Raw genomic sequence first — 24283 nt, 5'->3', positions numbered from 1 at the left:
ATTTCATTCCTTACTTCATTCCGGAGGTGGCGATGCCACGCACGATCAGTTTCTGGAACAGGACGAAGAAGATGACGACCGGAACCAGGGAGAGCACAGACATGGCGAACATCTGGCCATAGGCGGACTGGCCTTCCTGATCGAGGAAGAGGCGAAGCCCGAGCGGCACCGTGTAGCTCTTGATGTCGTTGAGATAGATGAGCGGGGCCAGGAAATCCTCCCAGGTCCAGATCAGCGAGAAGATTGCCGCCGTGCCCATGGCCGGCAGCGAGAGAGGCAGGATGATCGCCCAATAGATCTTGAAGGGCGAGCAGCCGTCGATCATCGCCGCCTCGTCCAGCTCCTTCGGCAATTGCCGGAAAAACTGCACCATCAGGAAGATGAAGAAGGCTTCCGACGCGAGGAACCTCGGCACGACCAGCGGCAGATAGGTATCGACCCAGCCCAGCTGCAGGAACAGCACATATTGGGGGATGAGGACCACGTGATAGGGGATCATCAGGGTCATCATCATCAGCGCAAAGAAGAAGTTGCGGCCAGTGAAGCGCAGGCGGGCAAAGGCATAGGCGGCGAATGAACAGGAGATGAGATTGCCGATGACCGACAGCAGGGTGACGACGGTGGAGTTCCAGTAGAAGACCGTGAACGACACCGGCAGAGCGAACCAGCCCTCGGTGTAGTTCTCGAAGCGGAATTCCGATGGCCAGAGCGTCAGGCTGCCGAAGATCTCGTTTTCCGGCTTGACGGAGGATGCCAGCAGCCAGAACAGCGGATAGAGCATGATGACGGAAACACCGATCAGAAACAGGTGCTTCAGGATGCGCCCGTTCCGCTCCCGCTTTTCTCTCTTCAAGCGCAATTCGTGAGCGACCCGCGCAGCCTCGTCGAGCTGCATCGCCAGTTCGAGGTCAGTCGCGGTCGTTTTCATAATGCACCCAGTATTTCGAGGTGAGGAAGGCGATCGCCGTGAATATGGCAATGATCAACAACAGCACCCAGGCAAGCGCCGAGGCATAGCCCATGCGGAAGAATTTGAAGGCCTCGTTGAAGAGGTAGACGGTGTAGAACAGCAGGCTGTCCGCCGGCGCTCCGGTGCCGTTTGAAATGATGAAGGCGCTGGAAAAGGTCTTGAAGGCCTCGATCGTCTGCAGCACGAGGTTGAAGAAGATCACCGGTGCGAGCAGCGGCAGCGTGATGCGGGTGAACTGGCGCCATTTCGGCGTTCCGTCGATCTCGGCCGCTTCATAGAGATCCTGTGGGATGCCTCGCAGGCCGGCCAGGAAGATCAGCATCGGCGAACCGAATTGCCACATGGCGAGGATCACCAGCGTGTAGAGCGAGGTGTTGGGATCGTTGATCCAGGACGAGGCCTGAATGCCGATATAGCCGAGCAGCTCATTGACCACGCCATCCGCCGCAAACAGTTCGCGCCATAGAATGGCAATTGCAATGGACGCGCCGAGCAGAGAGGGCAGATAGAAGATCGCCCTGTAGAGGCCGATGGTGCGCAAGCCCTTGTCGAGCAGCATGGCCACGGCGAGCGCCATGATCAGCCGGGCCGGAACGGAGAGCGCGACGTAGTGAAACGTGACCTCAAGCGCCTTCCAGAAACGCCGATCGCGGGTGAACATGTATTCGTAGTTCGCAAGCCCCGTCCAGCGAGGCGCCCCAACCATGTCGTAGCGGGTGAAGGACAGGTAAAGCGACGCCAGGATCGGCCCGAGTGCCAGAAGGAAAAACCCGAGCAGCCAGGGCAGCAGGAACATGTAAGCCGGCGCATTGCGCGCGAGGAAGCGTCTCATTCACAAAACCTTCTGGCGGAGAAACGGGTCCCGGACCGGGCAAAACTGGTCCGGGACCTTGGGCTAAGGAGCGGTCAAAGCGCCCGTTCGACGATGGCCTGGGCGTCCTCGACGAAGACAGCCGCCGCGTCCTTGGCTTCCATGTTGCCGAGCACCACTTCAGATCCGATGCGCATGAAGGCATCGCGCACTTCGCCAGCGCCCTTTGGCGCCGGAGGCGGAAGCGGGCCTACCTTGCCTGCGATGGCTTCGAAGTAGTCGACGGAGAGCTTCTCGACTTCGGTCAGGTTGGGCTGCAGCGCTTCGCGCACCTTCGGCGATGCCGGGATGCCGCGTTCCAGACCAAGGATGCCGGTAATCTCGGGATCATTGACCCAGGCATTCATGTAGGCGATAGCGGCATCGACATCCTTGGCGTCACGGCTCAAGGACATGAACATCGACGGCTTGATGAACTGGCCGGGCTGGCCGCCACCTGCCTTGTGCGGAACCATGGCCGCGCCGATCTTGTCCTTGGCAGCCGCCTGGATACCGACGAGCTGGTTGGACCAGAAATGCGAGACGGCGGTATCGCCGACAGGAACACCCATTTCGACGATCGGCGCATCGAGCGTCAGGGTCCGATCCTTGTCACGCACCACGCCGGCCTTGCGCAGGTCTGCCCAATACTGCCAATAGCCGGCGACGTCGTCTGCGGTGACGGCAACCTTGCCTTCGGCATCATAGAATTCGCGGCCGTTCTGACGTGCCCAGGACTCGAACACCTCGATCTGCAGAGACATATCGTCAGAACCCCTGACGGTGCCGCCGGTCTTGCTGGTGATCTTTTCGCAGGCGGAAGCGAAGTCGTCCCAGGTCCAGTTGATCAGGTCGGCATCGATGCCGGCCTCCTGGAACACCCGTGTATTGTGGACCATGACCTGGCTGTTGGAGCCGATATTGAGGGCGAAAAGCTGCCCGTCGACCTTGCCGCCGGAGATGGGGCCCTCGTCGAAATCGGCGATCATCAGGGTCTTGCCGATATGCGGATCGAGCGGCTGCAGGGCGCCACGCCTGACGTATTCGAACAGATAGCGATAGTCCATCTGGACGAGGTCGGCCATGTTGCGGCCGGCGGTCTGCGTTGCCATCTTCGTCCAATAGTCACCCCAACCGATGGTTTCGCCGGAGACCGCAATGCCCGGGTTCTTCTTCTGGAAGGCGTCGATGACGGCAAAAGTGCGCTTGTCGCGTTCGGGGTTGCCCCACCAATAGTGCCGGATGGTCCGGGTATTGGCAAAGGCCGGCAGGGCGGGAAGGAGCGAGGTGGCGGCGACGGCCCCCATGGCTCCCAGCATGCTGCGTCTCGTCAGTATTGTCATGATCTCCTCCTCCTGAGACTGACGGGTTCGCGATCACGCGCCCGTCCGGTGTCACTGATGTCTGCTTCGCCGGCAAACCGCCTCCTCCAGGCAGATCCACCGTCGTCTTCATTCTGCGCCGCTCAGATGTGGCTGCGCAGAAGTTCGGTCAGGCAGAACATCGCCATGGCCTGCCCGTAGGGCATGGCTGTGCGTTTGATCTGCCGGTAGAAATCGAGGTCACTGCCCATGGCCGTCCCGAAGGAGACCTGCTGCAACTCACCATCGGCGCTGATATTGTCGATGACAGCCTTCATGGCGCGCTCGGCAACAGGCAGATGGCTTTTATCCAGGTAGCGCTTGCGCACCGCCTTCATGAGGCCATAGGCAAAACCTGCGGTGGCCGAGGCCTCGAGATAGCTGGAACGGTCATCGATCAGCGTATGCCAGAGACCTGACACATCCTGGTACTCTTTCAGTGTCTCTGCCTGCCGGGACAGGACGGAGATCAGATGCCGACGCAGCGGATCGGTCTCGGCCAGTCCGAGTAGCTCGATGAATTCGGGAATGGCGATCGTCACCCAGCTATTGCCGCGTGCCCAGCGGGCACGGGCGAAGTTGTGATTGCCGTCGAAGGTCCAGCCGTGGAACCAGAGGCCCGTCTCAGTATCCATCAGATACTGCGCATGCACCAGAAACTGATACTTGGCTTCTTCGACAAACTCCGGACGATCAAGCACCAGGCCGATCTTGGCCAGCGGCAGAACGCTCATCATCAGCGTGTCGTCCCACATCTGCTGGTCGTTGACGCTGTTGTAGACGATGTGCTGCAGGCCGCCTTCACGGGTCCTTGGCATTTCGTACATCACCCATTCGGCCCAGGTTTCGAGATAGGCCCGCCACTGTGGCTGGGGTGAAATTTCATAGAGATGTGCAAGTGTCAGGAACGGCGCCACCGTGTTGATGTTCTTCGTCGGCGTTCCCTCGGCAAGCCGCGCATCGAACCACGCGCGGATGATTGCCATCGCCTCGTCATTGCCGGTGAGCTGCCAGTATTTCAACAGGCCATAGAGGCCGATCCCATGGGTCCATTCCCAACCGGCCCAGCCCTTGGTGTCGATGACGCGACCATCGTCCAGACGCAGCAGGAACTCGCCGGTTTTGTCCTCGATGTTCACGAGATTTCGGGCCAGACGGTCTATGTGCTCACAGACCGCGTTTCGCTCCAGGATATGGGGTTTTTGCTGCAGGAGCGGATGCATTCGGTCGAGATCCTAATGAATTTTTTTCGGAATTGAATTCCGGAAATTAAGAAATCACACTCCTAAAGACTTTTCAACACGCAATTTTGGGATCACTATTCAAACCCAGAAGCGAGTTCGATCGTCGCTGTGCGAGCCTGGCGCGCATATTGACACGGTTGACCGAAAAATCCAGAATACAATTCCGAAAAATGCAGAATGTCTATGTCCGATAATCACCTCAAACCAGAGCCGAAATCAGAGAATGTCGCCGCCGTGCTCAAAGTGTTCGCGGTGATCGAAGCGCTTGTCGAAGACAAACGAATGGGTTTGGCGGATCTGGCACAAAGAGCCATGACATCAAAGACCACCGCCCACCGCCTTCTGCAGACGATGGTCGAGCTTGGCTACGTCGAACAGGATCCGGAAACCGAAAAGTACGGGTTGACACTGAAGCTGTTCAGCCTGGGGGCTCGTTCTCTGACGGAGCAGACCGAGCTGCTGCGCGTGGCAGATCAGGCCATGGGCAAGCTATCTCGCGCCACGGGGGAATCGATCAATCTCGGCATTCTCGATGATCGCGACCAGCGCGTGGTCTACATCCACAAATATGATTCAGCCTATAATCTGTCGATGAAATCGACGCTCGGGTTGCGCAATCCACTTCACAGCACCTCGCTTGGCAAAGCGCTTCTCGCCTGGCGTGATGATGAGGAAATCCGGGAGAGGCTGTCCAAAACCGAACTGACAAAACACGCGCCCCGGACGATCACCGACATCGATAGGCTGATGCTGGCATTGCACGAGGCCAGACATCAGGGCTTCGCCGAAGAAGTGGAAGAAAGCGAAGCAGGCGTGAGATGCATGGCAATCCCGATCTTCAACTATCTGGGCAAACCCGTTGCTGCCATGTCGATTTCGTTTCCGCTGTTCCGGTTCGACGAGGCACGGCGGCTCGAATACGTCCAGCTCCTGAAGGAGGCTAGCGCCTCCGCATCCGCGGCCCTTGGCTGCAGTGTTCTGAAGGTCACAGGATCCGGGACAGGCAGCCCAGGGTAACGCCAGAGAGACACCCACCTGCCTCGCCGAGCGATATTTCAGTTGCAGTCCGGCTTGATCCGCGACAGCGCAATTGACATTTCCCTCCAATCCGACGGCGAACGTCTCTCGTGATCTAATCGAGGGGATCTGCTGCCCAGCCATGGGAATCCTGCGGGAAACATGGTTTTGCCGCGATCCAGATAGCGACGCCCCTGCCCCCCACAACGACCACCCGCGCCCGAGGAATGGTGTCTGCAGCGCCCCCATATCACGACCACCCCACATATCCATGCCCAGGCCAGGGAAATCTAACAAGCCAGCAGCTGAACAGGCCGTTTCAGCGCCATAAAGAACATAGCAGCGCCGGTTTTCAAACCTCAGCCGACAATCGGTCAGATTCACACTTGCATGGGCGATAACTTGCCGCTAAGAGACAGCCCGCGCCCCAGAGCGCCGACCAGTGTGACCGGAGAGGTGGCTGAGTGGTCGAAAGCACCGCACTCGAAATGCGGCATACTCGCAAGGGTATCGTGGGTTCGAATCCCACCCTCTCCGCCAAAATTCGCGCCGTTGATTTCATCCGACTTTCAAAAGCTCCTGCCTTGGTCCGTACCCGCTCATGCACCCGGGCTTTACATATACTATACTATACACGTGACCTCGACTGCTTTAGATTTAAACGCTTGCCCCCGCGTGTCTCGTACCTAGGCTTGGCACGTGTCCAATACGTCTAAATCTCGGCAGGGTCTCCACTGGACAGGCTGCTACAATCTGTCGGCTCCTTGTCACACGTCTCGACCAGCTATTTGCTCATAGGTAATCCTTCCCGTTTTGAGGGGTTCAGCGGTAGAATTCACGCGGCCATTTTCATTTTCTGAGCGGGTGTGATGCCGCCAATGCCCATGTCGGGCCGTTCGTGGTTATGCGTCCAAAGCCATTCCGTGGCGATCTCCTGCACCTCCGTTATGCTGTCAAAAGTATACAGATCGAGCCATTCATGCCGAACAGTTCGGTTGTGGCGCACGACATAGGCGTTCTGCTGAGGCTTGCCGGGGATGTAGTTCAATGCGATCCCTTGCTTCTCTACCATTCGACCAGCATCGAACTGACGTATTCGGGCTCGTTATCGACCCTGATCGCCGGTGGCTTGCCCCGCCATTCGATGATCTGGTTGAGGCTGCGCACGACCCGCTCGGCAGGTAGTGAGAAGTCAACCTCGATCCCCAGTCCCTCTCGGTTAGTCGTCCAACACGTTCAGGAGGCTGAACTGGCGACCGTCTGCCAGGCGATCCACCATGAAGTCCATCGACCAGACCACGTTCCGTGCATGGGGCACCACAAGTCCCCCTGGCTTCTCGCGCTTCAGCCGCCGCCGGGGCTTGATCCTCAGGTGCAGTTCAAGCTGCCGGTAGATGCGGCAGACTAGTTTGTGGTTCCAGTGAAAGCCTCGAACATGGCGCAGATGCGGGAAACATAGGCCAAAGCCCCAAGTCTTCTTCAACTCTACAATCCCCACAGCAGCAGATCGACGATCTGATCGTTATCGGCATTGCGCTTTGGGATATACCGATCAAAAGTCTCGCTGACGCCAAACCTCCTGCAAGCCAGCGCGATACTCACACCGCGTTGCGTCACAACTTTATCGGCCAGGTCTCGGCCCTGAGACTTATGGCGAATGCACGCATTCCCTTGTCAGCCAGGGGATGGCCGCTTCGTTTTTTTCCGTGAGCCTCCTTCAACAGGTCGGCCTGCATGCTCAAATCGGCATAAATCCGCTCAGATTGTCGGTTTTCGTCCTAAAGGGCCTCAATCTGGCTCACGGTCGAGACGTCCGTACCCCCAATGTTGCCGGCCACTTGTAAAAACTCACACTGCTGATGCCGTGATCCCGGTAAGGCCGAGGTACGGGGTTCCCGCTTTCCGTTTGGAGTAGCACAGCCATGATCTGGCCTTCGGCAAATCGGCTCTTCTTTAATTTCTTTAATAAAATCTCCAGGAGCATTGGCCAAGAAAATTCTACTTTTGAAGCCGCTTCCCGGCGGGGACTACCGTCACATGGGGAACCAGGAGAAGCAAGACAGCTTTGACTTGAGTTTCGTGAGCGCAGAAGCTAGGAGGTGACCTCAATTTTAAAGGATTCTACCATGTCGTACGATGATAGGCTGAACCGCCGAAAAGCGCTGAAAGCAAAACTCGCAGCTCGGGAACGGATCTTCGGTGGATGGGTCTCTTATGCCGACACGTCTATCACCGAAACCTTTGCGAAAGCTGGGTTCGATTTCATTGCGATTGACATGGAGCATACGACCCTCTCGCTCGAAGAAGCCAAGCGAATCATCATCTCGGCGCAGGCCGAGGGAGCCTGCTGCTTTCCAAGACCGGTGAGCCATTCGAACGACATCCTGAAGCCTCTTCTGGAGGCAGGCGCGGATGGATTGTTCATACAGATGGTCGAAACCGCTGATCAGGTTCGAACCTTGATTGACAATACCAAATTTCCGCCAATCGGCAGGCGCTCCTACGGCGTGAATCGAGCGCATGGATACGGCCTGGATTTCGACCGTTACATCAACGAATGGAATGACAGCTCTTGCCTGATACTGCAGATCGAAAGCATCACGGCTGTCGAGAATATCGATGAGTTGCTGGCCTTTCCAGAAGTGGACGGCGTGATGGTTGGCCCCTACGACATCTCCGGCAGTCTTGGTGTTCCGGGACAAACCAATCATCCCAAGGTCCGGGAAGCAGGCCGAAAGGTTGTGGAGGCTGCGGCGCGGGCTGGTAAGAGTTGCTGCACACAAATAGCAGATGTGACCGAAGCGCGCATCAAGGATGCTTTTGAACAGGGCTTCACGTTCGTAATCCTTGGCTCGGATCTGTTTATCCTCACAAAATGGGCAGAAGGCATGCGCAGCCTCATGAAGGACGTCAAGGTATGAGCTTTATTGAACAGATTTTCGGTATCGAGGGGCGGGCAGCAATCCTAACTGGAGCAGGTGGGCACCTCATCGGTGAGATGTCTCGTGCCCTTGGCCTCGCCGGCTGCAAGGTCGCCGTTCTCGATATTCGTAAGGACAAGGCTGACGCCGTCGCGGACCAGATCAAGGCCGCGGGAGGTGTAGCCGTGGGTTTGGCATGCGACGCTACCAACAAGGAGCAACTTCAGGCGTGCCTGGATGAAACAGTAGAACTGTTCGGTCCAGTCAGGATCGCAGTGAATGGAGCCGGTACAAACGCGCCCACGCCGTTCTTGGACATTACCATCGACGATTGGAAAGCGGTTCTCGACAGCCAGATCAATTCCACCTTCCTAAGCTGCCAGGTATTTGGGGCTCATATGTTGGAGAATGGTGGCGGATCGATCATCAATATCTCCTCCGCGTCTTCCGGCCCGCCGCTTTCCAAGGCGTTTGCTTATTCAGTCGCGAAAGCTGGCATCAAGAATCTCACTCAGAATCTAGGCCGCGAATGGGCCACCAAGAACGTACGCGTGAATGCGATCCGGCCCGGCTTCTTTCCGACGGAATGGAACCGTAAGAACTTCATCACGCCCGAGCGTGAAGCGGCAATACTGGGCCACACGCCCATGGGTCGATACGGCGACGTCTCGGAACTGGTTGGTGCGCTGATCTGGCTCGCTTCGGATGCATCAGAATTTGTGACAGGCGCTGAGATTGCAGTCGATGGCGGCTTTTCCGCCATGACGATCTGACACTGAACGGCTTTGGGATGATTTTGCGATGAGCAAGACAGTCTGTATTACCGGTGGCAGCCGCGGAATCGGTCGTGACCTCGCGATCGCGTTCGCAGAGGCCGGCTTTCGTGTATTTGTCGGTGCCCGGTCAGAAAGTGGGGTCGCTACCCTCTCGTCAAACATCAATTTTGTCCAAATGGATGCACGATACGAGCAGGGTCATGCCAACCTTGTTGCTGAAGCCCTGCGTGCCACCGGGCGCGTTGACTGTTATATCAACAACGCCGGGGTTTCTGCCTGGCGTCCAATTGAAGCAATTGACGACACCTTCCTGGATGACATGCTGGCGGTTAACCTGAAAGGCGCATTCTGGGGCTGCAAGCATGCGGCTTCAGCACTGGGATCTGGCGGAAGCATCATCAACATCTCATCACTTGCGGCCAAACGCGGAACGCCCAACAATTCCGCTTATTGCGCTGCCAAGTTCGGAATAACCGGGCTCACACAGTCCCTTGCTAAGGAGCTTGGACCCAAGGGTATCCGTATCAATGCAATCTGCCCTGTGTTGGTCCGGACCGAAGGCTTGATCGACGCGTTGAGAGATGCCCGCTCGCCGGCCAAGGGTGACCCTGATACGTTTCTTAGTAGCTTTGCAGCCACCCAGAGCGCGCTTCAGCGTTTGCCGACCGGTGCTGAAGTTGCTGGAATGGCGCTCTATCTAGCCTCTGATGCTGCATCGGCAGTTACGGGCCAAAGTATCAATGTGGATTGCGGGGTTTTGCCTCAATGAGTGGCGCTCCTAAGATTATCGGTGTCATTCCGGCGCATCTCGCCTCCGTGCGGTTCCCGCGGAAGATTCTCTTTCCATTTGCTGGCGTGCCGATGATCGAGCATGTCCGACGCAGGGCTCTGATGGCCGAGGGTCTGGACGCCGTATACGTTGCAACATGCGATGATGAGATTGCAGATGTCGTTTCGGCCAGCGGGGGCGATGTGATCCGAACCGGATCGCACCACCGAAATGGTACCTCTCGTGTCGCTGAAGCCGTCGAGCAACTGGACGCCACCCATGTGATCCTGCTGCAGGGTGACGAGCCTTTGCTGCTACCTCGGCATGTCAATGCGCTTGTGAACGCGATGACCTCCGGTGTTAGTGCCGATGCCTGGAACGCGACGGGTGACATCCGAGAGGAAAGTGAACTCGACAGACACTCATTCGTCAAATGTGCTGTCGGACGTCAAGATGACATCCTCTATTGCTTTCGCAGGACACCTTCGACGGCGCCCTTCGAACAGCAGATCAACTATATCCGGAAGATCCTGGGCCTGTTCGCGTTTACTCGTGAGACGCTTCTTGCGGTGGCCAATGCTGCCCCTTCCGTTGTCGAGACGCATGAATCCATCGAGCAGATGCGTATCATTGAAACTGGCCGGCGCCTGATCTCCGTTCCAGTTGACGTCGCACTGCCGTCGGTGAACGAACCTCACGAGGCCGAAATCGTTGAGCAAGCCATTCGTCTCGATGCCGAACAGCAAGGGTTATTGTTGCGTGTTCTTGCCAGCTGATCCTGGGCATGCTTCTCATCTAGGCAGTAGTCAATCAAAGCCTCGTTGGGAGGCCAGTCTGGTTAGGCCGCTTGTCCAGAGCGTAGGCCATATGAAAGCACAGCACAGATTGCATACATAGCGCATAAAGCGATGGCGAAATGCGCGGTAATTGTAAGCGCATGATCAAGACCGAACAACTGCAGACCGCCGCCGACTACCGTAATGAACAGGTATAGGGTTGACGTATAGTGGATCGTGGGGCCACTAAGCCGCTGCAGAAGCCCGTAGCAGACCTGTAGGGCGGCCGATAGTAGGACCATTATCACTAATCCCCCTATAGCCCCCCCCTTGAGCCAACCGTATCCCCATAAGGTCCACGGTTCGCTTAAGAAGTACGAACGGATGTGTTTTTCATCGTAGCCTCTATATACCATATTGAAGACTCGAGATGTCATGATGTCATATCCGGAGAATATTTCACCCGGCACCATGTTGTTGGCAAAATTCTTAAGTCCGTAGCTTACGGACAAAAATCGGTTTACTGCGGCTTCATTAGGTGACCTGTTGATAATTGTAAGAGGATAGTCAATAAGCCCGAGACGGGTGATCACCGGTGACGTTACCAAGGCAACATTGTTAGCCAGCTGTGACCGACTCCAGACTTTCCGTATCTCGCTGAGATCAGCTCGCTCATTTGAGGAGCTTGCGCGAAACCATTGTTCGGTCAAAGCGCTTTTCGCGTTATCTCCATTTGATGGAATCAAACGGAGATACGTACCCAAAGGGTACAGTGCCGAACTGACAAAAAGCGAGATGATCACAATTGCCAAGACACGATTCAGTGTGGTTATCGGGTTGCCGTATATCGCAACTGCCGCCAGTCCGATAATCAGCATAATCCGAAGTCCGCCGCCACGAGATCCGGTCACCAAAGATAGCGCTAAACAAATCACGATAATCAGGTAGGCGAGCAAGCGCACTTTGTTTGGGCTGTTCGTGTGGAGCAGGAGCCAAGTGATCGATGCTACGAGTGCGACATCGATGTTAAAGACAATTGCAATCCAGCCAGAGCGAGATCCCCACTGTTGAGGATCAAGGGAGTAGACACTGACGTTAAGATAGAAGTTGACGTAAAGGCTGGCGAGCAAGGCCAGCAGGGAATAGCCAAAGATGCCGACTATCGGCAGTCGGTTGTTCGGTGACTTAGGCACGTCGGGAAACAGTCGCGAGGCCAGATGTAAACCAGTCCAAATCGCCGCGTATCCAATTACGATGAACGCAAGAGCCTTGGTTAACTCAGTTTGTGAGAATGGTTCGAGAGCGACGAAGGTAACGCGATTGGCTGGAAAGAGCTGAAAGGCTGTCAATCGAGGCAAAAAGAACAGTAATATAAACCAGGCAGTCGTAAGCAGAATTGGGGCAACAGCCTGGTTTGCCGTCCGCAACGAAACGTAGACGACAACATCTAGAGCCACCATCATCGTCAATCCTGTCCATGACAGAAACGTCGATGGACCAAGCACCGCAGCTGCAACGGCAGTGACTACTGCATGCGCGAGAAACAGATCACTGGAGATGTATGTGAATGGTCTTGGTGATCTGAATATTTCACGGATAAGCATAGGGATTTGCACTTCCTTAGTAAGCAGTATCCAACCTAGACCAAGTCGAATGCCCCATCGGGCAGCTTCTGCGCCTTATGGGCACACGCATCAATTGTCAGCATCTAAGAGATGATCGATGTTGTACGGCGACCTTCCAAGCCTCACTTAGAGCGTTTGAAACCTCTCGTAGAGCTATCGCACGCTTAACGGTTAAGTGACACAGATGAAACACCCAATCGGCCATGTGCGGTCAAGTTGTCGAGTTTTTCCGGAGGAATGTTTATCACTGAGTTTGCTGCACCGAATACGAACGGGAGATCAGTGAATCATAGATGTTCGCATAGCGAGCAGCCGGCCACCTGAATGGAACGGCTCAAAATTGTAGCTTTGACTGGACCGCCTATAGCGAATTTCAGCTAGATGAATTACAGTACCGATACAATAGAATTTTTACCTTCTACATCAGCGACTTAGTGATCCGAAGACTGCAAAGGAGCCGCCCATGATCGAACCGTCAGCGCTTATTCGTGAAACCTTGGAAAAGGTGGCCCGTATCGGCCGGCGGGCTGATTCGAAAGGGTTGAATGGAGAACAAAGATCTCAGCTGGAGCACCTTAAGCAGCATGGTTATGTTACCTTTTCCCACCTCGTTGGCACTGAGAAGCTCAAGCGACTGCAGGCCGACTACCGGCACCGCGTCGAAACGGAACTCGATTTCGAGTTTCCGACGCTTGCGCAGTCGCTTATTGACCCGGTGAGAGATGCTGATCTCATCAAGGACAATTTCCTGGCAACGCCTCAGGCACTGGCGAAGAGAGGTTTGGCGTTCGATCGGTCTGACGTTACGTCCTATGATCAGGCCGTTAGCGATTTCGCTCCGTCTACCTTGACGACGAAGTTGCCGGATACTTTCGACTGGTTTGACCTGTGGCTGGATCCAAACATACTGCCGATCATCGAGGCGTATTTTGGCTTCGTGCCTGAATTGGTCGAGGCCTACATTCGGCGAAATTTCCCGGCGCGGTTTGCTGTCATGAATCATGCTTGGCATCGCGACAGAAATCACGAGACGCATCTTCTCAAGGCTTTCGTCTTCTTGTCCGACTGCACATTGAAGACCGGACCGCATCATTACATAGCAGGATCAGTGCGCGACCGTCGTATCGACGGCAAGATCTATTATTCCGACGAAGAGATCCATGCGGTTTATCCGCCCGACAGTGGTCGTGAGATCATCAGCGTTGTACCTGCAGGCACCATAATTCTGGAAGACACACGTGGTCTTCACAAGGCTGGGATTCCCGAAGAAGGCTACCGCGATCTGGGATATTCCACTTTCGTACCGCCGATTGCGATGGTCAACCGAGCCCCGCTTTACAAGGTCGGTCGTGAAACCTTCGACGCCTTGACGCGGATGCAGAAGCGTTACATTCCCGCAGCCAACGTTATCCAGTAACGGATCCGACCGCGGCTACAGGAGACGCCAATGACATCGAGCTTTTCAGCGGACGGGTTAAAGGCCCGGGTCGCGCGCAGGGTTGCTCGGACCCTGTTTCACTTCCTGGAACGTCATCTCGAACTGCATCTCACGGCGAACAACTATTATTCGCCCATTCCGTCGGTGAAGGATCTTCCAGCCGAGATCTATCAGCAGCAGTTCTCGATGGCGGGTGTGGATATGAACGAGACGGGTCAGATGTCCTGGTTCGACGACGTTCTGCTCCGATATGCCGACGAATTTGTCCCAGTGCCGAACGGCGGTCTGTCTCTCCTGGACGCCTTCGCCCTCTACGCGACAATTCGACATCGGAAACCAGCTAAATTCATCGAGATTGGCGGTGGGGACAGCACGCTGATTGCCATGCGTGCCGTTGAGGCCAACAGGAGAGAAGGGCATCCGTGCAAGTTTACCTGCATTGAGCCCTATCCCAGAGATTTCTTGTTGAAGTCGCACTGGCCGGACTATGCATTGTTAACGGATCTTGTCCAGAATGTGCCGGCGTGTGAATTCGCGGACGCGGACATCGTCTTCATCGACTCAAGCCACGTGGCGAAGATCGGCAGCGATGTTAACTACGAAATGCTCGAAATCGTGCCGCAGACCAAGGTCGGCTGCCTCATACATTGGCACGATATCGTCATTCCGACAAATTACTGGAAAGATTGGACCGCAAGCTCCGGACAGTTCTGGAACGAAAGCTACATGCTTCACGCGTTCCTCGCTTTCAACGCCTCATTCTCGGTCCGGTGGGCGTCGCGCTATATGCAGCTCAACCATGGAAGCCTGCTGAAGCAGCACTTTCCCTATGTGAGAGATGATCATCGATTGACGTCGTTCTGGGTGGAGCGGATCCGCTAGGAGCGGACCCAGATATTGTTCCAAACCTGACCAGCGGCTGCATCGAATTCGCTTTCAGAGCGCAACTTCGCCGCCAAATTGAAGCCGGCTTCCGTCAACAGGGATTCGGCGAGACTCTTCTGTTCGGAGAAATCATCATTGAGCTCCACAAGTATTGACTTTAAACGAGGGTCGCTAAGGACTTTCGAGCCACCCTGCAGAATAAGATGCTCCACGCCGTCCACATCGATCTTGATGTGGTCAGGATGTGGTAGTTTGAAGTGTTCAACCATATCATTCATCGAGACCCCTAGGGTCTTGTATGTCAGCGATGGATCAAGTGGTTTGTTGTCGTAACCGTAGTCTACTGCAAACGCTGAAAGTGCGCCGCCGCGATCTTCACTCTGAAGGCGGAAAAGATCTTCTGCAGTCATGCTGAATATTGGACATGAAACGATGCAAACGCGATCTTCAAGTCCATTAATGTGAATGTTTTTCGCAAGCAATTCCAAGTTCAAGAATGATGGCTCGAAGGCATAGACAACAGCTTCTGTATGCCGTTTTGCTGCATACAGCGAGTATAAGCCAATATTGGCACCGATGTCCCAAATAACCTGAGGTCGAATGAATTCATCAATCCACCTTAGGGTCTCGGGTTCTTTGTAGCTGAAACTCTGTGCTCTATACTCACATATCGCGTTCGGGGTGAAAATTGAAAAACTGAGACCGTTGTGACTAATTGTACGGTGCTGACGAAGCAGCGTTTCGATGGCTGCACCCCGAACCCGGCCTCGCCAGCTGGAACGTAGAATTGCGAGCAAAGAGTCCAGAGCAACGGTAATGGAAGTGGGCGTGGCAGCCAGAATATCAACGATTCGACCGAGTGTCATGCTACCCGCTCCGACGCTGCAAGCTTTGTCAAAACGGCGACGTACTTTCGTTTCACAGGCATTGAGCTCCACTCTGCGTTTTCTCGCTTGATAAAGTAAGTTGCTTCTACGCCTGTTCGTGCACGTAGATACTCGATTACCTCATGACCGACGTACGACGCATATCCGTCGTTTCCTTTGGGGTGCAGATAGATGTCATCGCACAAGATTTTTCCGCCGGGCCTGCACATGTGCCACGCATTGCACATGTCCCAGGCTACCTCCGGGTAAAGATGACCTGCATCCATCCAGATCAGGTCATAGGGGCCCGGCGCTTCTGCCGGCAGGAAGAACGAATTCTTCTCGATGAACCTGATGCCGGGCTGCTGAACCCGCTTGTCGCGCGTAGCCTTGTATTCAGCGAGGGCAACCGGGTCTCCACGTCCATAGGAGTTTTGGAGAATCGGATCGTTCTCGGGCAGATCGCATGTGACGATGCTGGCCTGCGGAAACAGGTCCTTGAGGATCACAGTGGTCTTGCCGCGAAACGTCCCAATCTCCAGGATATCGCGAACCTGCCTGCCCCAATCCGTCAAACTGAGGCAGGCGAACAGGAGCCAATGGACAGAATCGGTACCGGTGACGTGATCGAAGCGCTTGCCAGAAAGAGGCAACAGTATCGCGTCAAGGCGTTCGCGGCCTGCTCTGATGTCGAGCCCAAGCGTACGGAATTTTTGTTGTTCTTCCGCCTGGACAGCAGACAAGTCGTATTTTGCAAGAGCAGATCGGCGCTGAACGAACGCGAGGTATCGAGCAGGATCGAGATATTTGGTCAGCGCCATCGCAGCTCTCAGGAGATCGAACAGCTTGTGCCCCAGTCAGGGGAAAATCTGTCTCGGTTTTCTGTATAAGGGCGGACGTCCGCTCCGGTACTCAGTTCCGAGCCCCAACGAAGCAGGGCTCCAATGCGATTTCAGCTTTGCCTGCTGTTGTCCAGCAATGCCTGCACCACAGGATGCAGGTGCAGCAAGCCGACCAGCATGCCTTCTGCATCGACGACCGGAAGATCCCATATCTGCTTCTCTTCCATCAATGTCACTGCGGTGATCAGCGAGTCCTCGGGCATGACGGTAGATGGTCCGCGCTTCGCATGGTCGATGATGTCGTCGCCAAAAAATGCAGAAAACGGCTTCTGTACGGTCAACAGCTTCCGACGCACATCACCATCGGTGAGGATGCCGACCAATCGACCCTCAATATCAGTGACACATACAATGCCCAGCCGGCTCTTGCTCATTTCCTCCAGCGCTGTTTTCAGAAACGCATTCTCGCGCAGTACAGGAAATCTTCCAAGCGGCAAGGCCACATCGGCGACAGTCATGTTCTTACTTGGGAGGGTGGACATTGTCTTCTCCGTACTTGGCCAGGAGTTCGAGCCTCATTTCATGCATCGCCTTCGCTTGGGCCAGCACCACTTCGAGATACTGGATGTCAAGGACTGTATTTGGATCGGAGAGGGCGTTGTCCGGATCGTCATGTGTTTCCATGAACAGTGCGTCGATGCCGCATCCAGCCGCAGCGCGCACAAGATACGGAATGAACTCGCGCTGGCCGCCTGAAATGTTGCCCATCGATGTTGGCATCTGGATGGAGTGCGTCGCGTCGAAACACACCGGATATCCCGTCTGGGCCATGATTGGGAAACTGGTCATATCATTAACCAGCATATTGTAGCCCAGGAAGGTCCCGCGGTCGGCCAGAAGAACCTGATCGCAGCCGAATGTCTCAAGCTTTCGGACCGAGTTTTTCATGTTCCATGGGCTCATGAATTGGCCCTTCTTCAAGTGAACCGGCCGCCCTGTCTCGGCGGCAGCCCTGAGGATGGTGGTTTGGCGGCAGAGATAAGCAGGAATCTGCACCAGATCACAAACTTCACCAGTGGCTTTCGCCCAGGCTGCGTCGGAGAAGTCCGAAACGACGGGTACGCCGAACTCCTTGCGGACATCCGCCAGTATTTGCAGACCGTCGTCCAAGCCAAGCCCATGGAAGCTGTCAGCGGAAGACCGGCAATCCTTGTCATAACAAGATTTATAGATCCACGGCATGTCCAGACGTTCGCAAATCTTAGCAATCTCCGACGCCATTTTCAGCGCGTGATCCCTGCTCTCGATTGCACAAGGCCCGCCGATATAGGCAAGAGGCAGGCCTCGGCCGATCTTGACGCGCTTGACGTCTCCGTATCCGATCTCAATACTCTTTGGTCTCGTCATGAATTTGCTCCAACTCGTGGGCGCCCTATACCATCACCTTTGAAGCGATCCAATCTCTAAGTGCTTCAGGAGTGTTGAATACTTCTATGCCATAGGCTGAGCGATCATCCGTCTGAACCAAACCTGTGGGGTCAAAGTAGCAGGATGGTTTGCCCATGGCTCGTGCGATGAGTGCGGTCGAAGTGAATGGCATGCTCACAACACAGGAACACGCCTCGATGATGTGTTGGGCCGCCAAGCCAGGCTCAACAGAGATGAGCAAGCCGGTATCCGTCAGTCGTGCGAGTGTACCAGCGTAGAGCGGATGGATGTTTCTCCCGACATTTCGCTTTCTCTTGAAGAGGATTTTCAATTGAAATCCGTTCGTCGCCTCACAGATACCTTCCACAAAGCCGATCGCAGTGCACGCCGTATAGTACTCGAATCCCAAGGCGAGCGATCGGTAGATCGATTCGCGCATGGGCTGCACATCGAACACTGCAATGACGGGCGGTTTGACTGCGGGAAGAATTGCATCGGCATCGGAAAACCAGATCGGCCCCACAATATCGATGGGAGCATCAATCCCAAGACGCCTCAGAAAATCGCGCTGCCCATCTTCCCAGACCAGATACCGTGACCAGGTACAAAGCTCCCAGTGATTGGTCTGACGCGGATATCCGGAGGCGGTTTTAAAGACTGCGGCATTCGTTGAGTAAAAGTAGAAAGTTACACGGCTTCCTGCAGCCTCGGCGGCATAGGTCCACAAGGGTCTGTAAAGCCAGCCCGAGTTGCTCATCAAGTATTCTTTGGGCAGGCGCTCCCGCGGTGTGTGGTTAATGAGCACTGCTCGTTCGACCTCGCGCAGCAAAAGCATGTGCCACCAGCGACCCCGTAGAAAATCCAGCAGTGCAATGCACGCCAATTTCGTGAAATCGCTTAGGAGCGTTATTCGCTGTCGGAATCCTTGGGGTAACGGTTGCGGCTGGCTGACATAGACGAGCGAAAGCCCCAGTGCCTCCTTCGAATTACCTTCGGAGATGCTGTGCGACAAGCGCGAGACTTCGGGGTGACGCCCCGCCCAAGAGGCGTACCAGGAGAAGATGTCGTAACTTGGTTTTTGGTCCCGAGGCAGCTGCGACGTGGACAGTCCATCAAAGTACGCGCTCCCTTCGTATGGCGCCTCTTCTCTTCGCAGCGAGAGAGCCAGTGACTTTGCCATCGCAAGCCACGCATAGGCAAACATACCAACGAGGTATGCCATCCACATCAGCGTGCAAGCACACTTCGAAAGTTTGAAGCCGTGCCTCGATAGCGCGTCACACCACGCTGGCGGCAGGGGGTGCACCAGCGATTGTGCTGACGAACCTAGACTGCTGATCATTTTCATTTTGAGGGGCATGCCAGCGATTTGTGCAAGCAGAAATTGCCTTACGACCTTTTCCGCAATCGGTGTAGCTGCACCAAAGAATTGCTCACGCGCAGTTGTGGTCACACCGAGGGGAGTATCTGCAAGAACAAACAGCGCACTCTCAACTCGCCCGAGTTCACCGGCATCTCGCAATCGCCGATAATCTCGCATCATTCGACGCTTCCGTTTGCTGGAGACTGATCGCCAAACGCGCGCAAACATTATAGTTCGATGCTCATGCAGCAGATGTTATCCGCTTTGGGAATAAGCTCGCTATCGGATGCATCAAAGCCCAGTTTCTTGTAAGCGCGGATAGCTGGCGCATTGTCAGCATCAACCCCAAGAACAACGGTGCGGACGTTTCTGAAGTCCCTTAGCCACCGGTTCGCTGCTGCAATGGCCTCGCCTGCATAGCCCTTTCCCCGGGCAGTCTCGTCCCCCAGGAAGATGCCGAGTACCGCCCGGCCATCCGGGAGGACTGGCTCGTACTTCAGATTGCCGATGTGATGGTTGCTCTCCCGCTCGAATATTCCGAGAAACAGCACGTCTTCGCGTAAAGCGCGTGCGCGGATGTATTCCTCGATATCTGCCAAAGCCTGTGTCGTTTTCGAAGCAGTAACACGGTCGGCGCCGGGTCCTCTAAACCAGGAAAGGTAGCGCTCAGTTGCGTCCTCCACAGCCAGAGGACGCATCAGAAGACGTTCTGTCGTGATTATCATGCTGCCACTAGCCGACCAGATCCCATGACATAGGGGTCCCTTTCGTAACGTCTTGTTTGGCGGCACGCCCTAAGATTGAAGCATAGTCCCTGGGAGCAAGTCCATCTCCAGGTCGAACGATGCGTAGATTGTCCGGACCAAAAACATCTCCCGCCTTCACATCGCGAGAAACGTAGATGGAGCGGCGGAACACCAGCGACTTCTTTTCCGCTTCTGTCGGGCCATAGCTGACGCGCCCCAAGCTTTGCCATGCGCGCTCCGTCTCCACAACCAGACTCTGGAGTTCGGCGGGTTCAAGAGAGAAGGCACTGTCTACTCCGCCATCCGCTCTGGCTAATGTAAAGTGTTTCTCGATGACAGTCGCTCCATGGGCAACTGCTGCGACGGCAACTCCGACGCCCATCGTATGATCAGAAAGACCCACTTCGCAGCCGAAGAGTTCTGCCATGTGCGGAATTGTCAGGATGTTGCTGTTATCCGGGGTGGCCGGGTAGGTGCTCGTGCACTTCAGCAGGACAAGATCCTTGCAGCCTGCTTCCCGTGCGGTGCGAACAGCTTCATCCAGTTCCGCAATAGTCGCCATACCCGTCGAAATGATCAAGGGTTTCCCTGTGCTTGCGGCCTTACGAATAAGTGGCAGGTGATTGTTCTCGAAAGATGCAATCTTGAACGCGGGTACGCCCAGATCGTTCAGAAAGTCGACAGCAGTCTCATCAAACGGAGAACTAAAGCACAGCAGGCCAAGCTCCTTGGCCCGCGCCATGATCGGAGCATGCCATTCCCAGGGCGTATAGGCCTGCTTGTAAAGATCATGCAGGTTCTTGCCTGCCCAAAGACTGTTGGGGTCATTGATCTCAAAAGCACCGCCGCGCACATCGAGCGTAATCGTGTCTGCCGTATAGGTCTGAAGCTTGATGGCATGAGCGCCAGACTTGGCGGCAGCTTCTACGATTTCAAACGCGCGCTCGATCGACTGATTGTGGTTACCCGACATTTCCGCGATGATGAAGGGAGCGTGTTCTCGACCAATCGGTCTTTCGCCAATAGCAAAGGTCATTGTTTCTTCTCCTCAATCACGGCGACGTTTTGGGTTCGGACGCCAATAGTGCCCGACAATGGCATGCGAATGTCGATCTCCTGGCCGAGAAGCTCCTTGATCGTCCATAGAGTATCCTGGAAGCCCATTCGGTGGCGCATCAACACAGTGGATGACAGTCTCGCATTTATCTCGAAGATGCGCGGACCTGCGTCGGTGAGACGAAGCTGAATGTTAATTGACCCATGCAGCTGCAACGCTTCGGCCACGCGTTGGCACTGCCTTGATATTTCAACATCGTCAATTACTTGCGCCCATCCGGTTAATCCGCCGGTCAAGCTGCGCAGCAGCGCGAGCACGTGCGTTTGCCCTTGACGCGTCCGATAAACAGCGCACGTCACCTCGCGGTCGGCTGGCAGCAGCAGTTCCTGAAAGACGCCACCGGGGAAGCGCATTTCCAAGAACAACGCATCTTCCTGCCCTAAGCAAGTGAAGATAGACCGTGATCCTGACGCGCGGCGAGGTTTGTATATGCAAGGAAAGCAAGACGATGTGAGGTCCCTAGCTTCTGCAACTGTCCATGGTACATCAAGTCCCAAGGACTTCAAAAAGCAAGAGGTTTCATATTTGTCGTTCCCCATGGCCACGGCAAGCTGCCCTGGCGTTATCAATGTGCATCGACCGAAGCCAACAGATGCCACAGGTGCTAAGACACCGATCTCGGGTTCGGATAGTGGCCAACACAGATCTATCTTCTCAGCTTCCAATGTATCAAGGAGCCAAGGCAAGTACCCTGGCTCTGTTGCAGGCACCGCCCTCATGACCTTGTCAACATAGAGCGATCCGGCGTGCCGTTCCCCAATATCGGTGCCGATCAGACGCCAACCTGGAAAATTCTCCCGGAGTATTGTTGCCGCGCCCTGGGCAATATCACCACCGATCGCGGTCAATAGAATGTTTGTCATCGTCGGGTAAGAACCGTTTGCAGATATGGAAGTTGGGGGTCGCGGCGCAGTGCTTCTGAGATGACTGGCTGCGTATCATATTGTGTACGAAAATGTGAAACTGTCATTGTGGACAACTCCAGCAAACTCCACGCAGCACCAGGTCGGCGATCTCGTGGTTGCCCAACCGAACCGGGGTTGATCACCCTCATGCTTCCGACTTGCCGGTCGAACTGGTAATGCGTGTGCCCAAGGACAGTGATATCGACATGGTCATTTGCCACTCGTTGCCATACTTCGGCTGCCGCGTCCGGATAGACGTAGAAGTCGGTCAACCATGGTGCGCCATGTGCCAGTAAAACAGCTCTTCCATCCAGTTCGATCGTCAGAGATTCTGGAAGATCGCGTAACCATCGAAGATCGTCGCTGTCCAGCATTTCAAGCGCCACGTCGATTCCGGATCCGTATTTCGAGCGCGCAAGCGCCCGTTCCCGCTCGTCCGTCATGCATCGAAAAAGCATGTCTTCATGATTACCGCGAACAGAAACGCATGCCATGCCACGGATTAGGTCAACGACTTGCTTGGGTTGGTAGTAATACCCGACGAGATCACCCGTATTCAAATAGAAGTCCGCACCGAGTTCCGATGCAGAACTCAAAGCCGCCTCAAGTGCGCATGCATTCCCGTGAATATCGCCGATAAGCGCTATCCTCATCTGACCGCGTCCTGCCACAAATCGATCAGAGCACTTTCGAATGGGCGTCCGGGCGGCAGCTTCTCGGACACTTCTATCAACTGATCGGACGCATCGGGTCCCTCTTTGTGCACGCAGTTCACGGATAGGAACGTTTGGGATACCGTTTCAAGCATGTGTTCGAGCGAAAGTTCTTCTGATCCCGCCGCAAGATGCACACCAGAAATCTCGGCGCTGGTAGTGGCCGAGACAATCATTTGCGCCGCATCCTTGACGTAGAGGTAGTTTCGTCTCGCACTGCCTGCGCCAATCACCACTGGCACTTTGCCCTCAAGCGCTCCGTCAATCGCCCGGTTCAGGCCAAGATGAGAGGGGCCTCGCAACCCGAAGATCCCGCCAAACCTCAGTATGGCATGATCGCAACCCGAATTGGTGACCAGGATTTCTCCGTTATACTTACTCTTGCCATAGGGAGTGTCAGGGAACAAGGGACCGCCCGTTGCAATTCTAGGCGTTCTTGCACCGTGAATGATCGCAGCTGAGGCATAGACAAGTTTGGCCCCGCGGCTGGCGGCAAAATCAGCAAGCAGACCGGTGCTTAGCGTATTGGGACGGAATAGTTCTCTGTCTGGCTTATCTGGCCAGCCGATGTTTGCAGCAAGATGAACCACAGAACAAACATCACAAACCGCAAAAAGCTGTCGGATGCTGTAGGGGTCGTCGAGGTCAAGGTGAACGAATTCGCGGCTTTTGGCGCTCGTAGGGTGCCTTCCCGCAAGCACTACCCGAAAACCTTCCGCCTCCAACGCTTCCAAGGTATGTGATCCGACGAAGCCATTGTAGCCGGTAAGGATGACCGATCCCCGCATCACGCGGTGCGCCTAAAGAAGGCAGTAATATCCCGGCCCATCCCGAGATTTGCCAGCGCCGTATACAACTGCTTCAAGTGAGACTTATCTTTCGACAAGAGCATGTTTTCAAGTTCCACGCGTGCAAAATGCGCAGCTTTGCCACAACTTGGATCCTCAATATAGTTGGCGCGCTTGTTGTAAAGGAACCAGTCGACAGGAAAGTCGGCTATCAACTCCTCGCAGGACCAGCCGGTTTCTGCCCCGATCCTTCGCAGGCTTTCGGCTGAAAAATACGACAGATGATCTGGCGGAGCCACCCAGTAAGGTCTGTTGACCTTGCCATCATTCAAGGCCCTGAGCTGAAGTTCCGAAAAGTCGTTTGGAACCGTAACCACGAGAACGCCGTTTTTATTGAGCAAGGGAACGAGCGATGCCATCAGCCCCACCGGGTCAATCACGTGCTCGAGAACGTTTTGGAGCCAAATGATTTCAAATGTCTCGCCGCTCGCCACCTGTGTAGTCAGGTTGGCGAAGACGTCTCCGACCAGAAGCTCTGGGAGAACGTCCGGATTTTGTGCTTCAATGCCCGCTGTGCTGAAATCCAGGCCCTTGACCTTCCATCCTAATCTTTTGAAATACGCGAGCGTAAATCCTTCACCACAACCGACATCGAGCAACTTTCCGCATCCATCAAAGTGGTGTTCGATCAGACTCCAACGAAAGCAAATTTTCTCGCGAATATGATTTATTTCGTCGTTGTTGTATGAGACTTCATAGCTGCCCTTTGCTTCCTGATAGTACTTCTGTGAATAGTACTCAGCGAGCTCTGCTGCAGATGGAATGTATTCGACCTGATAAAAGCCGAACGGATGCTGTTTTATGTTTTGGAAAGCTGACATGT

The 24283-nt window shown here is 55.1% G+C and carries 23 protein-coding genes, 1 tRNA gene and 1 pseudogene; 8 read left to right on the top strand and 17 right to left on the bottom strand.

Features of this window, described 5'->3' with window-relative positions; genetic code table 11:
• Nucleotides 1-10 precede the first annotated feature (10 nt).
• From AC1PUL_RS21295 to bglB, 4 genes are all read right to left on the bottom strand, one after another.
• A complete protein-coding gene (locus AC1PUL_RS21295; protein WP_298462674.1) occupies nt 11-781 on the bottom strand; it encodes a carbohydrate ABC transporter permease in 771 nt (256 codons plus the stop codon).
• A gap of 127 nt (nt 782-908) precedes the next feature.
• Nucleotides 909-1802, bottom strand: a complete 894-nt coding sequence (locus AC1PUL_RS21290; protein ID WP_480465972.1) for a carbohydrate ABC transporter permease — start codon at nt 1800-1802, stop codon at nt 909-911.
• 74 nt (nt 1803-1876) lie between these two features.
• Nucleotides 1877-3163 (bottom strand): ABC transporter substrate-binding protein, encoded by a 1287-nt coding sequence (locus AC1PUL_RS21285; protein ID WP_480465971.1) that lies wholly within the window; start codon nt 3161-3163, stop codon nt 1877-1879.
• Between the two features lie 122 nt (nt 3164-3285).
• Complete coding sequence (bglB, locus tag AC1PUL_RS21280) at nt 3286-4404, bottom strand: beta-galactosidase BglB (protein ID WP_480465970.1); 1119 nt, start codon at nt 4402-4404, stop codon at nt 3286-3288.
• 204 nt (nt 4405-4608) lie between these two features.
• Here bglB and kdgR point away from each other — a divergent pair, with 204 nt between their 5' ends.
• Nucleotides 4609-5442: a DNA-binding transcriptional regulator KdgR gene (gene kdgR / locus AC1PUL_RS21275; RefSeq protein WP_480465969.1), complete on the top strand. Its 834-nt coding sequence runs from the start codon at nt 4609-4611 to the stop codon at nt 5440-5442.
• Nucleotides 5443-5892: 450 nt separating this feature from the next.
• A tRNA-Ser gene (locus AC1PUL_RS21270) sits at nt 5893-5982 on the top strand.
• Between the two features lie 295 nt (nt 5983-6277).
• Here AC1PUL_RS21270 and AC1PUL_RS21265 read toward each other — a convergent pair.
• Nucleotides 6278-7426: pseudogene (locus tag AC1PUL_RS21265) on the bottom strand (IS3 family transposase).
• 142 nt (nt 7427-7568) lie between these two features.
• On the opposite strand from AC1PUL_RS21265, the gene AC1PUL_RS21260 reads away from it, so the two are divergent.
• The 4 genes from AC1PUL_RS21260 to AC1PUL_RS21245 are packed head-to-tail and all read left to right on the top strand — an operon-like array spanning nt 7569 to nt 10684.
• Entirely contained in the window at nt 7569-8363 is a 795-nt protein-coding gene (locus tag AC1PUL_RS21260) for an HpcH/HpaI aldolase family protein (protein WP_480465968.1), read from the top strand.
• Nucleotides 8360-9136 carry an SDR family oxidoreductase gene (locus AC1PUL_RS21255; protein ID WP_480465967.1) on the top strand — a complete coding sequence of 259 codons (777 nt, stop codon included), beginning with the start codon at nt 8360-8362 and terminating at the stop codon, nt 9134-9136. The genes AC1PUL_RS21260 and AC1PUL_RS21255 overlap by 4 nt, the downstream gene beginning before the upstream one ends.
• 28 nt (nt 9137-9164) lie before the next feature.
• Entirely contained in the window at nt 9165-9908 is a 744-nt protein-coding gene (locus tag AC1PUL_RS21250; RefSeq protein WP_480465966.1) for an SDR family NAD(P)-dependent oxidoreductase, read from the top strand.
• On the top strand, nt 9905-10684 hold the full coding sequence (locus tag AC1PUL_RS21245; protein WP_480465965.1) for a cytidylyltransferase domain-containing protein: 780 nt from the start codon (nt 9905-9907) through the stop codon (nt 10682-10684). The genes AC1PUL_RS21250 and AC1PUL_RS21245 overlap by 4 nt, the downstream gene beginning before the upstream one ends.
• Nucleotides 10685-10746: 62 nt before the next feature.
• Here AC1PUL_RS21245 and AC1PUL_RS21240 read toward each other — a convergent pair whose 3' ends face one another.
• A complete protein-coding gene (locus tag AC1PUL_RS21240) occupies nt 10747-12288 on the bottom strand; it encodes a hypothetical protein (RefSeq protein WP_480465964.1) in 1542 nt (513 codons plus the stop codon).
• A 484-nt stretch (nt 12289-12772) separates the two neighbouring features.
• On the opposite strand from AC1PUL_RS21240, the gene AC1PUL_RS21235 reads away from it, so the two are divergent.
• Both AC1PUL_RS21235 and AC1PUL_RS21230 read left to right on the top strand, forming a co-directional pair.
• Nucleotides 12773-13726 carry a phytanoyl-CoA dioxygenase family protein gene (locus tag AC1PUL_RS21235; RefSeq protein WP_480465963.1) on the top strand — a complete coding sequence of 318 codons (954 nt, stop codon included), beginning with the start codon at nt 12773-12775 and terminating at the stop codon, nt 13724-13726.
• 30 nt (nt 13727-13756) lie between these two features.
• Nucleotides 13757-14629 (top strand): class I SAM-dependent methyltransferase, encoded by an 873-nt coding sequence (locus tag AC1PUL_RS21230; RefSeq protein ID WP_480465962.1) that lies wholly within the window; start codon nt 13757-13759, stop codon nt 14627-14629.
• Here the strand turns inward: AC1PUL_RS21230 and AC1PUL_RS21225 are convergent.
• The 11 genes from AC1PUL_RS21225 to AC1PUL_RS21175 form a co-directional block, all read right to left on the bottom strand.
• Nucleotides 14626-15498: an FkbM family methyltransferase gene (locus AC1PUL_RS21225; RefSeq protein ID WP_480465961.1), complete on the bottom strand. Its 873-nt coding sequence runs from the start codon at nt 15496-15498 to the stop codon at nt 14626-14628. The two genes, AC1PUL_RS21230 and AC1PUL_RS21225, sit on opposite strands and share 4 nt — an antisense overlap.
• A complete protein-coding gene (locus tag AC1PUL_RS21220; protein ID WP_480465960.1) occupies nt 15495-16319 on the bottom strand; it encodes a class I SAM-dependent methyltransferase in 825 nt (274 codons plus the stop codon). The genes AC1PUL_RS21225 and AC1PUL_RS21220 overlap by 4 nt, the downstream gene beginning before the upstream one ends.
• A gap of 131 nt (nt 16320-16450) precedes the next feature.
• On the bottom strand, nt 16451-16882 hold the full coding sequence (locus AC1PUL_RS21215) for a CBS domain-containing protein (protein WP_480465959.1): 432 nt from the start codon (nt 16880-16882) through the stop codon (nt 16451-16453).
• The gene (kdsA, locus tag AC1PUL_RS21210; RefSeq protein WP_480465958.1) at nt 16863-17747 is read right to left on the bottom strand and encodes a 3-deoxy-8-phosphooctulonate synthase; all 885 of its coding nucleotides are present in this window, start codon (nt 17745-17747) and stop codon (nt 16863-16865) included. The genes AC1PUL_RS21215 and kdsA overlap by 20 nt, the downstream gene beginning before the upstream one ends.
• Nucleotides 17748-17772: 25 nt before the next feature.
• Nucleotides 17773-19311, bottom strand: coding sequence for a polysaccharide biosynthesis PFTS motif protein (locus AC1PUL_RS21205; protein ID WP_480465957.1), 1539 nt, complete (start codon nt 19309-19311; stop codon nt 17773-17775).
• 47 nt (nt 19312-19358) lie between these two features.
• Complete coding sequence (locus AC1PUL_RS21200) at nt 19359-19829, bottom strand: GNAT family N-acetyltransferase (protein WP_480465956.1); 471 nt, start codon at nt 19827-19829, stop codon at nt 19359-19361.
• 34 nt (nt 19830-19863) lie between these two features.
• A complete protein-coding gene (gene pseI, locus AC1PUL_RS21195) occupies nt 19864-20913 on the bottom strand; it encodes a pseudaminic acid synthase (RefSeq protein ID WP_480465955.1) in 1050 nt (349 codons plus the stop codon).
• The gene (locus AC1PUL_RS21190) at nt 20910-21533 is read right to left on the bottom strand and encodes an ATP-grasp domain-containing protein (protein ID WP_480468648.1); all 624 of its coding nucleotides are present in this window, start codon (nt 21531-21533) and stop codon (nt 20910-20912) included. The genes pseI and AC1PUL_RS21190 overlap by 4 nt, the downstream gene beginning before the upstream one ends.
• Nucleotides 21534-21853: 320 nt before the next feature.
• On the bottom strand, nt 21854-22552 hold the full coding sequence (locus AC1PUL_RS21185) for a metallophosphoesterase family protein (RefSeq protein WP_480465954.1): 699 nt from the start codon (nt 22550-22552) through the stop codon (nt 21854-21856).
• Nucleotides 22549-23400: an NAD-dependent epimerase/dehydratase family protein gene (locus AC1PUL_RS21180; protein WP_480465953.1), complete on the bottom strand. Its 852-nt coding sequence runs from the start codon at nt 23398-23400 to the stop codon at nt 22549-22551. Before AC1PUL_RS21180 ends, AC1PUL_RS21185 begins: the two co-directional genes overlap by 4 nt.
• Nucleotides 23400-24281 carry a class I SAM-dependent methyltransferase gene (locus AC1PUL_RS21175; RefSeq protein WP_480465952.1) on the bottom strand — a complete coding sequence of 294 codons (882 nt, stop codon included), beginning with the start codon at nt 24279-24281 and terminating at the stop codon, nt 23400-23402. The genes AC1PUL_RS21180 and AC1PUL_RS21175 overlap by 1 nt, the downstream gene beginning before the upstream one ends.
• Between the last annotated feature and the right edge of the window lie 2 nt (nt 24282-24283).

This window comes from Rhizobium sp. P43, from assembly GCF_056730705.1.
The sequence above is the reverse complement of the archived record's forward strand: the minus strand, read 5'-3'. Positions and strand labels throughout refer to the sequence as shown.

Excerpts from the sequence above, each read along its gene's own strand:
- AC1PUL_RS21295 (WP_298462674.1), bottom strand. The coding sequence starts at position 781 with ATGCTCTATCCGCTGTTCTGGCTGCTGGCATCCTCCGTCAAGCCGGAA.
- AC1PUL_RS21290 (WP_480465972.1), bottom strand. The coding sequence starts at position 1,802 with ATGAGACGCTTCCTCGCGCGCAATGCGCCGGCTTACATGTTCCTGCTG.
- AC1PUL_RS21285 (WP_480465971.1), bottom strand. The coding sequence starts at position 3,163 with ATGACAATACTGACGAGACGCAGCATGCTGGGAGCCATGGGGGCCGTC.
- bglB (WP_480465970.1), bottom strand. The coding sequence starts at position 4,404 with ATGCATCCGCTCCTGCAGCAAAAACCCCATATCCTGGAGCGAAACGCG.
- kdgR (WP_480465969.1), top strand. The coding sequence starts at position 4,609 with ATGTCCGATAATCACCTCAAACCAGAGCCGAAATCAGAGAATGTCGCC.
- AC1PUL_RS21260 (WP_480465968.1), top strand. The coding sequence starts at position 7,569 with ATGTCGTACGATGATAGGCTGAACCGCCGAAAAGCGCTGAAAGCAAAA.
- AC1PUL_RS21255 (WP_480465967.1), top strand. The coding sequence starts at position 8,360 with ATGAGCTTTATTGAACAGATTTTCGGTATCGAGGGGCGGGCAGCAATC.
- AC1PUL_RS21250 (WP_480465966.1), top strand. The coding sequence starts at position 9,165 with ATGAGCAAGACAGTCTGTATTACCGGTGGCAGCCGCGGAATCGGTCGT.
- AC1PUL_RS21245 (WP_480465965.1), top strand. The coding sequence starts at position 9,905 with ATGAGTGGCGCTCCTAAGATTATCGGTGTCATTCCGGCGCATCTCGCC.
- AC1PUL_RS21240 (WP_480465964.1), bottom strand. The coding sequence starts at position 12,288 with ATGCTTATCCGTGAAATATTCAGATCACCAAGACCATTCACATACATC.
- AC1PUL_RS21235 (WP_480465963.1), top strand. The coding sequence starts at position 12,773 with ATGATCGAACCGTCAGCGCTTATTCGTGAAACCTTGGAAAAGGTGGCC.
- AC1PUL_RS21230 (WP_480465962.1), top strand. The coding sequence starts at position 13,757 with ATGACATCGAGCTTTTCAGCGGACGGGTTAAAGGCCCGGGTCGCGCGC.
- AC1PUL_RS21225 (WP_480465961.1), bottom strand. The coding sequence starts at position 15,498 with ATGACACTCGGTCGAATCGTTGATATTCTGGCTGCCACGCCCACTTCC.
- AC1PUL_RS21220 (WP_480465960.1), bottom strand. The coding sequence starts at position 16,319 with ATGGCGCTGACCAAATATCTCGATCCTGCTCGATACCTCGCGTTCGTT.
- AC1PUL_RS21215 (WP_480465959.1), bottom strand. The coding sequence starts at position 16,882 with ATGTCCACCCTCCCAAGTAAGAACATGACTGTCGCCGATGTGGCCTTG.
- kdsA (WP_480465958.1), bottom strand. The coding sequence starts at position 17,747 with ATGACGAGACCAAAGAGTATTGAGATCGGATACGGAGACGTCAAGCGC.
- AC1PUL_RS21205 (WP_480465957.1), bottom strand. The coding sequence starts at position 19,311 with ATGATGCGAGATTATCGGCGATTGCGAGATGCCGGTGAACTCGGGCGA.
- AC1PUL_RS21200 (WP_480465956.1), bottom strand. The coding sequence starts at position 19,829 with ATGCGTCCTCTGGCTGTGGAGGACGCAACTGAGCGCTACCTTTCCTGG.
- pseI (WP_480465955.1), bottom strand. The coding sequence starts at position 20,913 with ATGACCTTTGCTATTGGCGAAAGACCGATTGGTCGAGAACACGCTCCC.
- AC1PUL_RS21190 (WP_480468648.1), bottom strand. The coding sequence starts at position 21,533 with ATGGGGAACGACAAATATGAAACCTCTTGCTTTTTGAAGTCCTTGGGA.
- AC1PUL_RS21185 (WP_480465954.1), bottom strand. The coding sequence starts at position 22,552 with ATGAGGATAGCGCTTATCGGCGATATTCACGGGAATGCATGCGCACTT.
- AC1PUL_RS21180 (WP_480465953.1), bottom strand. The coding sequence starts at position 23,400 with ATGCGGGGATCGGTCATCCTTACCGGCTACAATGGCTTCGTCGGATCA.
- AC1PUL_RS21175 (WP_480465952.1), bottom strand. The coding sequence starts at position 24,281 with ATGTCAGCTTTCCAAAACATAAAACAGCATCCGTTCGGCTTTTATCAG.